Source organism: Cellulomonas sp. PS-H5, assembly GCF_019265565.1.
In the GTDB taxonomy this organism is placed as follows: Bacteria; Actinomycetota; Actinomycetes; order Actinomycetales; family Cellulomonadaceae; genus Cellulomonas.
In genome coordinates this window covers 1-14,703 of record NZ_JAHVCI010000075.1, presented here as the reverse complement: position 1 = coordinate 14,703, position 14,703 = coordinate 1, and the positions used below count along the sequence as shown (strand labels likewise).

15 protein-coding genes and 1 pseudogene are annotated in these 14,703 nt (G+C 75.3%); 9 read left to right on the top strand and 7 right to left on the bottom strand.

What is annotated here, in order from left to right:
* A partial coding sequence (locus tag J5O08_RS18880; protein WP_218708447.1) for a multifunctional oxoglutarate decarboxylase/oxoglutarate dehydrogenase thiamine pyrophosphate-binding subunit/dihydrolipoyllysine-residue succinyltransferase subunit occupies positions 1 to 3,532 on the top strand: 3,532 nt, incomplete at its 5' end.
* 177 nt (positions 3,533 to 3,709) lie between these two features.
* On the opposite strand, the gene J5O08_RS18875 is transcribed toward J5O08_RS18880, so the two are convergent.
* Positions 3,710 to 4,696 carry a GlxA family transcriptional regulator gene (locus tag J5O08_RS18875; RefSeq protein WP_218708446.1) on the bottom strand — a complete coding sequence of 329 codons (987 nt, stop codon included), beginning with the start codon at positions 4,694 to 4,696 and terminating at the stop codon, positions 3,710 to 3,712.
* Between the two features lie 94 nt (positions 4,697 to 4,790).
* Here J5O08_RS18875 and J5O08_RS18870 point away from each other — a divergent pair, with 94 nt between their 5' ends.
* Together J5O08_RS18870 and J5O08_RS18865 are read left to right on the top strand one after the other, a co-directional pair.
* Positions 4,791 to 4,946: a hypothetical protein gene (locus J5O08_RS18870; protein WP_218708445.1), complete on the top strand. Its 156-nt coding sequence runs from the start codon at positions 4,791 to 4,793 to the stop codon at positions 4,944 to 4,946.
* Positions 4,947 to 5,055: 109 nt separating this feature from the next.
* Positions 5,056 to 5,655, top strand: coding sequence for a GDSL-type esterase/lipase family protein (locus J5O08_RS18865; RefSeq protein ID WP_217615579.1), 600 nt, complete (start codon positions 5,056 to 5,058; stop codon positions 5,653 to 5,655).
* Between the two features lie 31 nt (positions 5,656 to 5,686).
* Here the strand turns inward: J5O08_RS18865 and J5O08_RS18860 are convergent, their stop codons facing one another.
* From J5O08_RS18860 to J5O08_RS18850, 3 genes are all read right to left on the bottom strand, one after another.
* Positions 5,687 to 6,340, bottom strand: coding sequence for a PadR family transcriptional regulator (locus tag J5O08_RS18860; protein ID WP_308281722.1), 654 nt, complete (start codon positions 6,338 to 6,340; stop codon positions 5,687 to 5,689).
* On the bottom strand, positions 6,340 to 7,182 hold the full coding sequence (locus tag J5O08_RS18855) for a DUF4097 family beta strand repeat-containing protein (protein WP_217615578.1): 843 nt from the start codon (positions 7,180 to 7,182) through the stop codon (positions 6,340 to 6,342). The genes J5O08_RS18860 and J5O08_RS18855 overlap by 1 nt, the downstream gene beginning before the upstream one ends.
* A gap of 124 nt (positions 7,183 to 7,306) precedes the next feature.
* Positions 7,307 to 8,395 (bottom strand): type IV pilus twitching motility protein PilT, encoded by a 1,089-nt coding sequence (locus J5O08_RS18850; RefSeq protein WP_147794026.1) that lies wholly within the window; start codon positions 8,393 to 8,395, stop codon positions 7,307 to 7,309.
* Between the two features lie 131 nt (positions 8,396 to 8,526).
* Between J5O08_RS18850 and J5O08_RS21900 the strand changes: the two genes are divergently transcribed.
* Positions 8,527 to 8,601 carry a 50S ribosomal protein bL37 gene (locus J5O08_RS21900; protein WP_370521008.1) on the top strand — a complete coding sequence of 25 codons (75 nt, stop codon included), beginning with the start codon at positions 8,527 to 8,529 and terminating at the stop codon, positions 8,599 to 8,601.
* Between the two features lie 107 nt (positions 8,602 to 8,708).
* On the opposite strand, the gene rsrA is transcribed toward J5O08_RS21900, so the two are convergent.
* Entirely contained in the window at positions 8,709 to 9,008 is a 300-nt protein-coding gene (gene rsrA / locus J5O08_RS18845; RefSeq protein WP_218708444.1) for a mycothiol system anti-sigma-R factor, read from the bottom strand.
* On the bottom strand, positions 9,005 to 9,766 hold the full coding sequence (locus tag J5O08_RS18840; RefSeq protein ID WP_147794028.1) for a sigma-70 family RNA polymerase sigma factor: 762 nt from the start codon (positions 9,764 to 9,766) through the stop codon (positions 9,005 to 9,007). Before J5O08_RS18840 ends, rsrA begins: the two co-directional genes overlap by 4 nt.
* Before the next feature lie 114 nt (positions 9,767 to 9,880).
* Between J5O08_RS18840 and J5O08_RS18835 the strand changes: the two genes are divergently transcribed.
* From J5O08_RS18835 to hisN, 4 genes are all read left to right on the top strand, one after another.
* Positions 9,881 to 10,459 (top strand): DoxX family protein, encoded by a 579-nt coding sequence (locus J5O08_RS18835; protein WP_147794029.1) that lies wholly within the window; start codon positions 9,881 to 9,883, stop codon positions 10,457 to 10,459.
* 79 nt (positions 10,460 to 10,538) lie between these two features.
* Positions 10,539 to 11,837, top strand: a complete 1,299-nt coding sequence (aroA, locus tag J5O08_RS18830) for a 3-phosphoshikimate 1-carboxyvinyltransferase (protein ID WP_218708443.1) — start codon at positions 10,539 to 10,541, stop codon at positions 11,835 to 11,837.
* 16 nt (positions 11,838 to 11,853) lie between these two features.
* Positions 11,854 to 12,900 (top strand): ribosome small subunit-dependent GTPase A, encoded by a 1,047-nt coding sequence (gene rsgA / locus J5O08_RS18825; protein ID WP_218708442.1) that lies wholly within the window; start codon positions 11,854 to 11,856, stop codon positions 12,898 to 12,900.
* A gap of 50 nt (positions 12,901 to 12,950) precedes the next feature.
* Positions 12,951 to 13,745: a histidinol-phosphatase gene (hisN, locus tag J5O08_RS18820; protein ID WP_218708441.1), complete on the top strand. Its 795-nt coding sequence runs from the start codon at positions 12,951 to 12,953 to the stop codon at positions 13,743 to 13,745.
* A gap of 24 nt (positions 13,746 to 13,769) precedes the next feature.
* Here the strand turns inward: hisN and J5O08_RS18815 are convergent, their stop codons facing one another.
* Positions 13,770 to 14,255, bottom strand: a complete 486-nt coding sequence (locus J5O08_RS18815) for a hypothetical protein (protein ID WP_218708440.1) — start codon at positions 14,253 to 14,255, stop codon at positions 13,770 to 13,772.
* A gap of 227 nt (positions 14,256 to 14,482) precedes the next feature.
* Between J5O08_RS18815 and J5O08_RS18810 the strand changes: the two are divergent.
* A pseudogene (locus J5O08_RS18810) lies at positions 14,483 to 14,703 on the top strand (hypothetical protein); the annotation flags it as partial.

The window sequence follows — 14,703 nt, the reverse complement described above, 5'->3', positions numbered from 1 at the left end:
CGCCCCCGCCCCGGAGGCCACCCGCCCCCAGGAGCAGCCCGCGCCGCGGGACCCGGAGCCCGCCCCCACCACCTCCCCGGTGGCGACGGCGCAGCCCGCGACCGCCCCCTACGCCCCCGCGGCCAAGGCGGCCCGCGAGGCGGAGCAGGAGGTGCCCGAGGCCTCCGACGAGACCCAGCGCCTGCGCGGCCCGGCCGCCCGGGTGGTCACCAACATGGAGGCCAGCCTGGAGGTGCCGACCGCGACGTCGGTGCGCGCCATCCCGGCCAAGCTGCTGGTCGACAACCGGATCGTCATCAACAACCACCTCGCCCGCGGCCGTGGCGGCAAGATCTCGTTCACGCACCTCATCGGCTTCGCGCTGGTCGAGGCGGTCGGCGAGATGCCCGCGATGAACACCGCGTACACGCTGGTCGACGGCAAGCCCGGCTACGTCACGCCGGCGCACGTGAACCTGGGCCTCGCGATCGACCTGGCCAAGCCGGACGGCACCCGCCAGCTCCTCGTCCCGAGCATCAAGCAGGCCGAGACGCTCGACTTCGCGCAGTTCTGGAACGCGTACGAGGACGTCGTGCGGCGCGCCCGCGGCGGCAAGCTCGGCGTCGACGACTTCGCCGGCACCACGCTCTCCCTGACCAACCCCGGCACCATCGGCACGGTGCACTCCGTGCCGCGGCTGATGCAGGGCCAGGGCACGATCATCGGCGTCGGCGCGATGGACTACCCGGCCGAGTTCCAGGGGACCTCGGACGAGCAGCTCAACAAGATGGGCGTGTCGAAGGTGCTGACGGTGACGTCCACCTACGACCACCGCGTCATCCAGGGCGCCCAGTCGGGCGACTTCCTGCGCATCCTGCACCGCAAGCTGCTCGGCGAGGACGGCTTCTACGACCGGGTGTTCGCGTCGCTGCGCGTGCCCTACGAGCCGATCCGCTGGGTCAAGGAGGCCGCCGACCCGGACGCCGAGGCCATCAAGCCGGCCCGGATCGCCGAGCTCATCCACTCCTACCGGTCGCGCGGCCACCTGATGGCCGACACCGACCCGCTGGCCTACCGGCTGCGCAAGCACCCGGACCTGGACGTGCAGACGCACGGCCTGTCGCTGTGGGACCTGGACCGCACGTTCCCGACCGGCGGGTTCACCGGCCGGCCGCGGGCCACCCTGCGCCAGGTGCTCGGCCTGCTGCGCGACTCGTACTGCCGCACCACCGGGTTCGAGTACATGCACCTGCAGGACCCGCGGCAGCGCCGCTGGCTGCAGGAGCGGCTCGAGGCCGGCTACGCCCCCACGCCGCGCGAGGACCAGCTCCGCATCCTGCGCCGCCTCAACGCCGCCGAGGCGTTCGAGACCTTCCTGCAGACCAAGTACGTCGGGCAGAAGCGGTTCTCCCTGGAGGGCGGCGAGTCCGTCATCCCGCTGCTGGACGCGATCCTCTCCCGCGCGGCCGAGGGCGGCCTGGACGAGGTCGCCATCGGCATGGCGCACCGCGGGCGGCTCAACGTGCTCGCGAACATCGCGGGCAAGTCGTACGGCCAGATCTTCAGCGAGTTCGAGGGCAACCAGGACCCGAAGTCCGTGCAGGGCTCCGGCGACGTGAAGTACCACCTGGGCACCGAGGGCGTGTTCCACGCCGAGTCCGGGGCGTCGACCCGCGTCTACCTGGCCGCGAACCCGTCGCACCTCGAGGCGGTGGACCCGGTGCTCGAGGGCATCGTCCGCGCCAAGCAGGACCGGATCGACCTCGGCGGCGACGGGTTCTCCGTGCTGCCGATCCTCATCCACGGCGACGCGGCGTTCGCCGGGCAGGGCGTGGTCTTCGAGACCCTCAACCTGGCCCAGCTGCGCGGCTACCGCACCGGCGGCACCATCCACGTCGTCATCAACAACCAGGTCGGCTTCACCACCGGTCCGTCGTCCTCGCGCTCGTCGCAGTACGCCACCGACGTGGCCAAGGGCCTGCAGGTCCCGATCTTCCACGTCAACGGTGACGACCCCGAGGCGTGCGTGCGGGTCGCCGAGCTCGCGTTCGAGTACCGCGAGCAGTTCGACCGCGACGTCATCATCGACATGGTCTGCTACCGCCGCCGCGGCCACAACGAGGGCGACGACCCCTCGATGACCCAGCCGCTCATGTACAACCTCATCGAGGCCAAGCGGTCGGTCCGCAAGCTCTACACCGAGGCGCTGGTGTCCCGCGGGGACATCACGCTCGAGGAGGCCGAGCACGTGCTGCGCGACTACCAGGCGCAGCTCGAGCGGGTGTTCGCGGAGACCCGCGAGGAGGGCTGGACCCCGCCGTCGCCCGACGCCGAGCCGGTGGCCGGCCTGGAGCGCCCGGAGTCCCAGCGCGAGGACGCCGGCGTCATCATCGGCTGGCAGACCGCCGCGCCCGCCAAGGTGCTGGAGCGGATCGGCGCCGCCCACGTGCGGGCGCCGGAGGGCTTCACGATCCACCCGAAGCTCGCGCAGCTGCTCGCCAGGCGGGAGCAGATGTCCCGCGAGGGCGGCATCGACTGGGGCTTCGGCGAGATCCTCGCGTTCGGCTCGCTGCTGATCGAGGGCACGCCGGTGCGCCTCGCCGGGCAGGACTCCCGCCGCGGCACGTTCGTGCAGCGGCACGCGGTCCTGCACGACCGGGAGACCGGCGCCGAGTGGACCCCGCTGCTCTACCTGTCGGCGGACCAGGCGAAGTTCTGGGTCTACGACTCGTCGCTGTCGGAGTACGCGGCGCTCGGCTTCGAGTACGGCTACTCCGTCGAGCGCCCGGACGCCCTGGTGCTGTGGGAGGCGCAGTTCGGCGACTTCGTCAACGGCGCCCAGACCGTCATCGACGAGTTCATCTCCTCCGCCGAGCAGAAGTGGGGCCAGCACTCGTCCGTCGTGCTGCTGCTCCCCCACGGCTACGAGGGCCAGGGGCCGGACCACTCGTCGGCCCGCATCGAGCGGTTCCTGCAGATGTCGGCCGAGGGCAACATGACGGTCGCCCAGCCGACCACCCCGGCGTCGTACTTCCACCTGCTGCGTCGCCAGGCCTACGCCCGGCCGCGCCGCCCGCTCATCGTCTTCACCCCGAAGTCGATGCTGCGGCTCAAGGCGGGCGCGTCGCAGGTCGAGGACTTCACGTCCGGCACGTTCCGGCCGGTGATCGGCGACGAGCGCGCCGCCGCCTCGGCCGCCCGGGTCGACCGCGTGCTGCTCTGCTCCGGCAAGCTCTACTGGGACCTCGTGGCCCAGCGCGAGAAGGTGAACGACGAGCGGACCGCGATCGTCCGGTTCGAGCAGCTGTACCCGCTCGACCACGACGGCATCCGCGCCGCGCTCGCGCCGTTCGACGGGGCCGAGCTGGTGTGGGTCCAGGACGAGCCGCGGAACCAGGGCCCGTGGTCGTACGTGTCGCTCGCGCTACCGCCGGTCGTCGGCGCGCCGGTCCGGGCCGTGTCCCGCCCGGCGTCCGCCTCGACCGCGGCCGGCTCGGCGAAGGCGCACCAGGCCGAGCAGGCAGAGATCCTGCGGGCCGCGTTCGAGCGCTGACGCGCACCGCACGCACGGAGGCCGGCCGCCCCTCGGGGTGGCCGGCCTCCGGCGCGTCCGCCCCTCCCGCACCCTTCGCCCAGATAGGACCCGCCGACCGAGATAGGACCGTCCACGGCCCTATCTCGGCGCGACGGTCCTATCTCGGCAGCACGTCGGTTGCGGGAGGCCGCGGGGTCAGGCGACCACCGACATGCGGTCGGCCGCCGCCTCCGCCTCGTCGGTGCACGCGAACTGGCGGCGGTACGCCTGCGGGCTCGTGCCCAGCACCCGCGCGAAGTGGTGCCGCAGGATCGCCGCGCTGCCGAACCCGCTGGCGCGCGCGACCTCGTCCACCCCGGCGGAGGTCCGCTCGAGCATCTCCTGCGCCCGCACCAGGCGCTGCCGGGTCACCCAGGCGGCCGGCGTCGTGCCGGTCTCGGCGCGGAACCGGCGCGCGAACGTCCGCTCGGACATCAGGGCCCGGGCGGCGAGGTCCGGCACGGTCAGGTCGGCGTCCAGGTGCTCGGACATCCACGCGAGCAGCGGGGCGAGCGTGTCCGCGTCGCACGGCAGCGGGGTGTCCACGTACTGCGCCTGCCCGCCGTCCCGGTGCGGCGGCACGACCATCCGCCGCGCGACGAGCGCCGCCTGCTGCGCGCCGAGCTCGCGCCGGATGAGGTGCAGGCAGGCGTCGATGCCCGCGGCGGTCCCCGCGCTGCTGATGACGCGGCCGTCCTCGACGTAGAGCACCGCCGGGTCCACCTCGGCCGTGGGGTACCGGCGCTGCAGGTCGTCGGCGTACATCCAGTGCGTGGTGCACCGGCGCCCGTCGAGCAGCCCGGCCTCCCCCAGTGCGAACGTGCCCGAGCAGATGCTCATGACCCAGGCGCCGCGGTCGTGCGCCGCGCGGATCGCGTCGCGCGCGGCCGCGGGCAGCCCGTAGGGCGCCTTGTAGGGCAGCACGACGACGAGGTCGGCGTCCTCGGTGACCTCGAGCCCGGTCGGCACCTCGATCGCCAGCACCGGCTCCATCGGGACGCTCCCGGGCTCCGGCGTGCACAGTGTGAAGTCGAAGGTCGGGCCGCCGGTGTCGGACCGGTCGATGCCGAACACCTCGCAGACCAGCCCGAGCTCGAACGCGGACACCCCGGGGACCGCGATCGCGGCGACTCGCTGCAGCATGCCGCCGAGCCTGCCACGGAACTGGCGGGAAGTCGACGGGTGTCGGCAGTGCTGCCACTCGTGGCGGGATCGATGTGGCGGAAGGCTTTCTGCCATGACCGCACTGATCCTCACCCTGGCCCTCCTCACCCTGACCGCCTACCTCGGCGCCCAGCTGTACGACTGGCTGCGGACCGACGGCCTCGGCCGCCGCGAGCCCCCGCGCTCCCACCACGACTGGACCGACGACGCCGACCGCTACCTGCACTGAGCCCCTCGGTCCCGCGCCGCGCGTCGGCGGGCGCCCCCGGCGGTCCGGCTGCGAGACTGGCCACGCGCCCGCGACCGCGGGACGCGCACGGCGAGCGGGAGGACGGGACGTGGGCGAGCTGCCACTGCGCCTGGTGGTGATCGGGGACGAGCTGGCCGCGGGCGCCGGCGACCCGCGGGCGCTGGGCTGGGTCGGCCGCGTGGCCGCGCGCACGACGACCCCCGTGCCCCCGACCGTGCTGACCCTGGCCGTCCCCGGCGAGACCACGTCCGGCCTCTCCGCCCGGTGGGAGGAGGAGGTCGGCCGGCGCGCCTCGGCCGAGGCCGACACCCGGCTCGTCGTCTCCCTGGGCCGCGCCGACGCCCTCGCCGGGCTGTCGCTCGCGCGCAGCCGGCTCAACCTCGCGAACATCCTCGACGCGGCGGAGCAGCGCCGGATGCCGGCGTTCGTCGTCGGCCCGCCGCCCGGCGCGGGGGTCGACCCCACGACGCTCGCGGACCTGTCCGCCGCCTTCGCCGACGTGACCACCCGGCGCCGGGTGCCGTACGTCGACACGTGCACCCCGCTGGCCGGGCACGAGCAGTGGCTCGCCGACCTCGCCGCGGGCGACGGCTCGCTGCCCGGGCAGGCCGGCTACGGGCTGATGGCCTGGCTCGTGCTGCACTCGCACTGGAACGCCTGGCTCGGACTGCCGGAGGACGTGGTCTGACCGCCCCGGGGGCGGCGGCACCGCCCCAGGATCAGCGGGGCGGCAGCGTCGCGGCGATCGCCGAGCGGGCGCTCGCCAGCACCGTCCGCACGGTGTCGGCCGTGAGCGCGGTCGGACCCCCGGCCGCCTCCGCGCGGCGCACGGCGTCGCGCACGTCGGCCCGGAACGCCGCGAGGTCGGCCTCGATCTGCGCGCGCCGAGCCCGGGCAGCCCGGCGCTCCTCCGCCGCCGGGCCGCCCGGACGCGGCACCCCGGTCGCCGACGCCTCGACCCGCGGCTCCCGGGTGCGGAGCGCCGCCGCGCGCGCCTGCTGCGCCGCCGCCGCCATCTCCGCCCGCATCCCCGCCATGGAACCGGCGACCTCGGCCCGCACCTGGGCGGCGAGGTCGCGCACCACGTCGGCCAGCTCGTGCTCCAGCGCGGCCAGCTCCGCGCGGTGCGCCTCCACCTCCTGCCGGCCGCGGTCGGTCAGGGCGTACAGCGTCTTGCGCCCCGACTCGGTCCGCGCGACCAGCCCCTCCTCCTCGAGCCGCGCGAGCCGCGGGTACACCGTCCCGGCGCTCGGCCGGTAGGTGCCGCCGAACCGGTCCGACAGCGCGCGCATCAGCTCGTAGCCGTGCCGCGGCCCGGCCTCCAGCAGCGAGAGCAGGTACAGCCGGAGCTGCCCGTGCCCGAAGACGGCCATCAGGCGCCGCCGGCGTCCACCACCGGCTCGGCGAGCGGGGCGCCGTGCAGCACCGTGAGGTGGCCGGACACGGTCTGTGAGTAGACGTAGCAGGTGGCGCGGTCGTCGCGGAGGTCGACGGTCGTGCGCCCGGGGCGGCGGTCGCCGTGCTCGACGCCGTCGACGACGACCCGCCCGGACACGCTGCGCGCCTCGACCCCGACGCCGTGGCCCGCGGGCAGCCGCACGGCGACGTCGCCCGAGACCGTCCGGACGTGGCAGACCGAGGTGGGCGCCAGGCAGTCGAGCGTCACCTCGCCGGACACCGTCGTGACGGTGACCCGGTGCAGCGCGCCGGAGGCGGTCGCCGCGCCCGAGACGGTGCCGATCGACAGGTCCCCGAGGTGGTCGCGCACGACCACGTCGGACGACACGCTCTTGACCGACAGCGCGCCGCGGGTGCCGTCCACGACGACCCCGCCGCCCACGGTCGACACCGTGGCGTCCTGCTGGACGCCGGCGAGCAGCAGGTCCGCGTTCACCGAGGCCAGCGACGCGGCGACGGCGCGCGGCACGGCGAGGTGCATCTCCACGCGGTCGCGCTGGCCCGGTCCGCGGAGCCGCTCCAGGAAGCCGTCGATGCCGGTGACCGACCGGACGCCCGCCCACAGCGCCCCGTCGGCGTAGGTCACCTCGAGCGGCGAGCCATCGACCCGGTGCACCTCGAGGCGCGCCCCGGTCAGCGTCGGGTCCTCGTGGGCGACGACGTCGACCCGTCCCCCGCTGACCTGGACGCGCAGCGAGCGCACGTCCTCGACCTCGATGATCTGCGGGCCGATGACGACCCAGGACTCCGTGGCCATGGCGCTGCTCCTCCGCATCGAGATATATCGCGTTCGGACACGCTATATCGCGTCAGCGGGGCGGGCAAGAGTGTCGCGGTGCCTCGCGCCGGGTCGCGCGCCCCGGGCGCCGGCGCCCGGGGCGTCAGGCGATCAGGCCCACCGAGCGCAGCTCGACGGTCAGGTCCTGCGGGTTCGTGGCGACGCCCAGGGCCTCGTCGTAGGTCACCGTGCCGTCCGCGACCAGGCGCACCAGGTGCTGGTCGAACGTCTGCATCTTGTAGTAGTCGCCCTGCTTGATCAGGTCCAGCAGGGGCTCGCTGCTCGACGGGTCCACGATCGCCTCGGCCGTGCGACCGGTGTTCACCAGCACCTCGACCACCGCGGTCCGGCCCGCGCCGTCCGCCTTGCGCGCCAGCCGCTGCGACACGATGCCGCGCAGCGCCTGGGCCAGCGCGACGCGGATCTGCTGCTGCTCGTGCGGCGGGAAGAAGTCGACGATGCGGTTCACCGACTCGGCGGCGTCGATCGTGTGCAGCGTGGAGAGGACCAGGTGCCCGGTCTCGGCCGCGGACAGCGCCGCGCGGACGGTCTCCACGTCGCGCATCTCGCCGACGAAGATGACGTCCGGGTCCTGCCGCATGGCGGCCCGCAGCGCGACCGTGAAGTCGGCCGTGTCCTGCCGGATCTCGCGCTGGGAGACGATGCCGCGCTTGTCGGCGTGCAGGACCTCGATCGGGTCCTCGATCGTCACGATGTTGGCCTCGCGCACGGTGTTGATCAGGTCGATCATCGACGCCAGCGTGGTCGTCTTGCCCGACCCGGTGGGGCCGGTGACGAGCACCAGGCCGCGCGGCTCCAGGGCGAGCTCGCCCAGCACCTCCGGCAGGCCGAGCTCGGACAGCGACTGCGCGCCGGTCCCGACCAGGCGGAACACCAGGCCGTAGGTGCCCCGGGCCTGGTAGGCGTTGACGCGGAACCGGCCCACGCCCGACAGCGAGAAAGCGAAGTCCGCCTCGTGGGTGCGGACGAACGTCTCGGTCAGGTCGTCGGGCAGCACCTCCCCGAGCATGTGCTCGGTGTCCCGCGGCTTGAGCGCGGGGACCTGCAGCCGCCGGAGCCGGCCGTCGACGCGGACGCGCGGCTCGGAGCCGACCTTGACGTGCAGGTCGGAGCCGCCGGCCTGGGCCAGGGCGTGCAGGAGGGGGACGACGGACTGCGGCTGGTCGCTCACTCCCTGGTGATCGGCCGGTCACCCCCCGTCCTTGAACGGTCGGTGCGGACGAGCAGCGCGGATGTGGGACCATGGAGGGTCCCCGGGCGGCTGTACCGCCGTGCCGGTCAGTCTCACCAGGGAGAAGTTCCATGAGCAAGCGTGGCCGCAAGCGCCGTTCCCGCGCCGGGAACGGCGCCAACCACGGCAAGCGCCCCAACGCCTGAGCGTCGGGCGGCGCAGCCGCACCCAGCACGAGGGCCCGGTGCGACGCACCGGGCCCTTCGTCGTGCTCGGGGGCGACGGCCGACCCGCGGGCCGGCCGTCGCGCCGCTCAGAGCGTGCGCGAGACCCGCAGGGTCGTCAGCTGCGCGTGGATCTTCACCCGCAGGTCCGCCGGGGCCTTGTCCTGGCAGCACCGCTTGACGAGCTCCTTGAGCATCGTCTCGACGGCGATCTCGTCCAGGCAGGGCCGGCAGTCCTCGATGTGCTGCCGCACCTGGTCCGCGTCACCCGGCTCGAGCTCCCGGTCCACGTAGGCGAACAGCCGGCCCAGCGCCTGCTCGCACTCCGGGCCGCAGGACCCCTGGCCGTCTGCCGGCGTCGACGTCCCCGCGGCGTCCAAGCCCGTCATCGTGCCCTCCTCGACGATCCCGTGCCGTCCCCGCCCTCGGCGGTCGCGGACCCCCCTGCCGGCACCAGCCCCCGGTCGCGCGCGTAGTCGGCCAGCATGTCGCGCAGCTGGCCCCGCCCGCGGTGCAGCCGGGACATCACGGTCCCGATCGGGGTGCCCATGATCTCGGCGATCTCCTTGTAGGCGAACCCCTCGACGTCCGCCAGGTACACGGCGATCCGGAAGTCCTCCGGCAGCCGCGCGAGCGCGTCCTTCACGTCCGAGTCCGGCAGGTGGTCGAGCGCCTCGGCCTCGGCGGAGCGCAGCCCCGTCGACGAGTGCGACTCGGCGCGCGCGATCTGCCAGTCCTCGATCTCGTCCGCCTGGGACTGCTGCGGCTCGCGCTGCTTCTTGCGGTACGTGTTGATGAACGTGTTGGTGAGGATCCGGTACAGCCACGCCTTGAGGTTCGTGCCCGGCCGGTACTGGTGGAAGGCGGCGAACGCCTTCGCGAACGTCTCCTGGACCAGGTCCTCGGCGTCCGACGGGTTCCGGGTCATGCGCAGGGCGGCGCCGTACAGCTGGTCCAGGTAGACCAGCGCCTCGGCCTCGAACCGCTCGCTGCGCGCCGCGTCGTCCTCGGACTCGGGGGCGCGTGTGGTGTCCTCGCTCATCACCGCCGAGCCTAGTGCGCGCGGAGGCACCGGGCCGCCCGGGCGGGGCAGCACGGCGACGCCACCGGCGGAGGCGGCCGGCCGTTCGAGGGTGGTACAGCTCATGGACGGCACAACACGGGCGGCCGCCCCGGGCATTCCCGGGGGCGGCGGGCAGGTCGCGCCGCTAGGTTGGACGGCAGGCGTCCGTGCGTCGCGGACGGCCGGGAGGAGGACGTCATGCTGCTGCGCCGCATCGCCCGACCGCTGTTCGCGTCGTGGTTCCTGAGCGAGGGGGTCGACGCGCTGCGCCGGCCGGCCGCGCACGTCGCGGTCGCCCGGGGTGCGGTCGAGCGGCTCGACGCCGCCGTTCCGCGCGGCGCCCTCGGCGGCGCGCTCGACGCGTACCGGCACCCGTCGGACGCGCAGCTGACGACGGTCGTGCGGGTGCACGGCGGCGCGACCGCGCTGGCCGCCCTGCTGCTCGCCACCGGCCGCGCGCCGCGCGCCGCCGCCCTGGCGCTCGCCGCCCTCACGCTGCCGCTCGCCGCCGCCGACGCCCCGGCCTCCCGCAAGGAGCGCCGCACGCTGTCCGAGCAGGAGAAGAAGGACCGCAAGGCCCGGTTCCTGCGCGGCCTGTCGATGACCGGCGGCGCGCTCATCGCCGCCGCCGACACCGCGGGCCGGCCCTCGGTGCGCTGGCGCGTCGAGCACGCCCGGGCGACCCGGGCCGCGACCGCGAAGGCGGCGGCCGCGGCGGCGACGGCCTCGGCGGCGACGAAGGCCGCGTCGAAGAAGATCACGGACGCGGTGCACTGAGCCCCGTGCGCGACCCGCGCCGCCTCGCAGGGCGGACGCCCGGGCCGGGCGCCCGGCGCACCCCGATAGCCTGACGGCCATGAGCTCCGAGGTCCTCCCCGCCGCGCCCGACTGGCCCGCCCCCACGGCGACCGGCCCCCTGGACGCGACGGTCGAGGTCCCCGGCTCCAAGTCGCTGACCAACCGCTACCTGGTGCTCGCCGCGCTCGCCGACGGCCCCGGGCGGCTGCGCGGCGCGCTGCGGTCCCGGGACACGCTGCTCATGGCGCAGGCGCTGCGGGACCTCGGCACGACGATCGAGGACGACCCCGCCGCGCCCGGCGACTGGCTGGTCACGCCGGGGGCGTTCCGCGGGCCGCGGGCGGTCGACTGCGGTCTGGCCGGGACGGTCATGCGGTTCCTGCCCGCCGTGGCGGCGCTGGCGGACGGCGACGTGCGGTTCGACGGCGACGCGGGCGCCCGCGTCCGGCCGATGGGCCCCGTCCTCGCCGCGCTGCGCGCGCTGGGCGTCGGCGTCGCCGAGCACGGCGAGCCCGGCCACCTCCCGTTCACGATCACCGGCACCGGGTCCGTCGACGGCGGTGTCGTCGACGTCGACGCCTCGGGCTCCTCGCAGTTCGTCTCCGGCCTCCTCCTCACCGCACCGCGGTTCGAGCGCGGCCTCACCATCCGGCACACCGGCCCGACGCTGCCGAGCCTCCCCCACATCGAGATGACGGTCTCCGCCCTGCGCGCCGCCGGCGTCGTGGTCGACGACTCCGTGCCGACGGTGTGGCAGGTCGAGCCGGGACCGGTCGCCGCGCGCGACGTGCGCGTGGAGCCGGACCTGTCCAACGCGGCGCCGTTCCTGTGCGCGGCGCTGGTCGCGGGCGGAACCGTGCGCGTCCCGGGCTGGCCCGCCGCCACGACGCAGCCGGGCGGGCTGCTGCCCGGGATCCTCGAGCAGATGGGCGCGACGACCCGGCTCGACGGCGACGTGCTGGCGGTGACCGGCACCGGCGAGGTGCGCGGCGTCGACCTCGACCTGCACGCCGCCGGCGAGATCGCCCCGACGATCGCCGCGATCGCCGCGCTGGCCGGCTCCCCCACCCGGCTGCGGGGCATCGCCCACCTGCGCGGGCACGAGACCGACCGGCTCGCCGCTCTGTCCGCCGAGATCACCCGGCTCGGCGGGCAGGCGGAGCAGACCGCCGACGGCCTCGTCATCACCCCGCGGCCGCTGCACGCCGGGACGGTCCGGACCTACGCGGACCACCGGATGGCGACGTTCGGCGCGCTCCTGGGCCTGGCCGTGCCGGGGGTGCTGGTCGAGGACGTCGCGACCACCGCCAAGACCATCCCGGACTTCGTGGGGCTGTGGGACGGGATGCTGGCGTGACGGGGGGCTGCTGACCGTGGCGCGCCGCGCGCTCGACGAGTCGGACGTCCGGGTCCGGCCCAGCCGCCGGGGCACCCGCCCCCGCACCAAGACCCGCCCGGAGCACGCCGACGCCGACCGCGCGCTGGTCACCGGCGTCGACCGCGGGCGGTACACGGTCCTGGTCGACGCCGACGGCCCGGACGAGCGCGTCGCCGTCGCGATGAAGGCGCGCGAGCTCGGCCGCGAGCGGGTCGTGCCGGGCGACCGGGTCGACCTCGTGGGCGACACCTCCGGCGCCGAGGGCTCGCTCGCCCGGATCGTGCGGATCGTCGAGCGCAGCACCGTCCTGCGACGCACGGCCGACGACACCGACCCCGTCGAGCGGGTCATCGTCGCGAACGCCGACCAGCTCGTCGTCGTCACCGCTCTGGCCGACCCCGAGCCGCGGACCCGGATGATCGACCGGTGCGTGGTCGCCGCCTACGACGCCGGCATGGACGTGCTGCTCGCGCTCACCAAGGCCGACCTCGCCGACCCCGCCGCGCTGCGGGCGCTGTACGAGCCGATCGGCGTGCGCGTGGTCGTCAGCTCGCGCACCGACGAGGCCGCGATCGAGGGGCTGGACGAGGTCCGCGCGGCGCTCGCCGGGCGGATGTCGGTGCTGGTCGGGCACTCGGGCGTCGGGAAGTCGACGCTCGTCAACGCCCTGGTGCCGGACGCGCTGCGGGCCGTCGGCGTGGTGAACGACGTCACCGGCCGCGGGCGGCACACGTCCACGTCGGCCGTCGCGCTCCGCGTCCCCGGGGAGCCGGGCACCTGGGTCATCGACACGCCCGGCGTGCGGTCGTTCGGGCTGGCGCACGTCGACCCGGACCACCTCCTGGGCGCGTTCGCCGACCTGGCCGAGGTCGCCGAGGAGTGCCCGCGCGGCTGCACGCACGCCGCCGACGCGCCCGACTGCGCCCTGGACGAGTGGGTCGAGACCTCCGCGGACGAGTCGGCGCGCGAGGCGCGGACGGCCCGGGTGGACTCGTTCCGCCGGCTGCTGGTGAGCCGCTCGGGTGCGCCGGACGCGGGCTGACCGGGGCTGACACGGACGTCGGGGCCGCACGGCCCGGATAGGTTGGACCCATGACCCGGTACGACGACGACCTGCGCCTCGCCCACGTGATCGCCGACCAGGTGGACGCGCTCACCATGTCGCGGTTCAAGGCGCAGGACCTCCGGGTCGAGACCAAGCCCGACCTGACCCCCGTCTCCGACGCCGACCGGGCCGCCGAGGAGCTCATCCGCGCGCAGCTGTCCCGGGCCCGCCCGCGCGACGCCGTGCACGGCGAGGAGATGGCCGACACCGGCCACGGGCCGCGGCGCTGGGTCGTCGACCCGATCGACGGCACCAAGAACTTCGTCCGCGGCGTGCCGGTCTGGGCGACCCTGATCGCGCTGCTCGACGGCGACGAGGTCGTCGTCGGCCTGGTCAGCGCGCCCGCGCTCCACCGCCGGTGGTGGGCCGCCGTCGGCTCGGGCGCGTGGACCGGGCGGTCGCTCGCGTCGGCGACCCGGATGCAGGTGTCCGAGGTCGGGCGGCTGCAGGACGCGTCGCTGTCCTACTCGAGCCTGGGCGGCTGGGAGGAGCAGGGGCGGCTCGACCACTTCCTCGACCTGACGCGGAAGGTGTGGCGCACCCGGGCGTACGGCGACTTCTGGTCGTACGTGCTCGTGGCCGAGGGCGCCGTGGACGTCGCCGCCGAGCCCGAGCTCGCGCTGCACGACATGGCGGCCCTGGTGCCGATCGTCACGGAGGCCGGTGGGCGGTTCACGTCCGTGCAGGGCGTGGACGGGCCGTTCGGCGGCAGCGCGCTGGTGTCCAACGGCCGGCTGCACGGGGCGGCGCTGCAGGTGCTGGACCCGCTGATCGAGCACTGACCCGCGAGGCTCCGCCGGGGGCCGTCAGCGCGGGATGCGGGTCAGCTCGGTCGCGTCGTACCAGAGCAGGTCGCGCTCGGCGAGGGAGTCGAGCGCGGCGTCGTCGCCGTCCAGCGCGCGGGCGACCTCGTCCTTGGCGGCGGGCTCGTCGACGTGCGCGCACACCACCACGTCGAGCGTCGCGGGGGCGGTCAGCGTGACCAGGCTCGCCGCCTCGTCGTCCACGCCGTCGCCGTCCTCCGGCGCGCCGTCGCGCACGGCGTCGTCCGGCACCTCGACCGTGACGACGAGACGCAGGCCGGGTGCGTCCGGGCGGGACGCGAGCAGGACGAGCGCGTCGTCCGCGGCCATGAGCTGCGCCGCGAACTCGACGCCCTCCTCGTCCTCGTCGGGCAGCAGCGCGGTCAGCGCCGGCGTGACCGCGTGCGCGCGGCGCGGGGCCGCGAGCGGGGCGCGACCGCCCAGCAGGTCGTCGAGCTCGTCCAGGGTGGCAGGCAGGTAGAGACGCACGGGACCAGTGTGCCGCCCCGCGGCGATCGCGACGCACATCCCGGACGAACCCGGGCGAGTTCCGCGCGTCGTGCACCGACCCGCCGGTCCCTGTCCCCAGGTTCCGCAGGACTCCCTGGCGCGCGCCGGGCGTGGCGGGGTACATCTGTGCCGGGCGGCGGGGCCGACCGATTACGGAGGTAGCAGATGAGCAGGTACCGCACCGGCACGACCACGACGGGAGACCCGTGAGCACGGCGGTCGAGGTGCGCCTCGTCCCCGCTCCCCCGCCGCTCCCGCCCGCGCCGCCGGGGGCGGTCGAGCCGCGTCCTCCGGTGGTGCGGGGTGATGCCGCCGCGCCCGACGACGGGACGCGCCGGGCGGGCTCGGCGGGCTCGGCGGGCTCGGCGGGCTCGGCGGGCTCGGCGCGCCGGGCGGACCCGGCGGACCCGGGCCCAGCGGGCCGGTC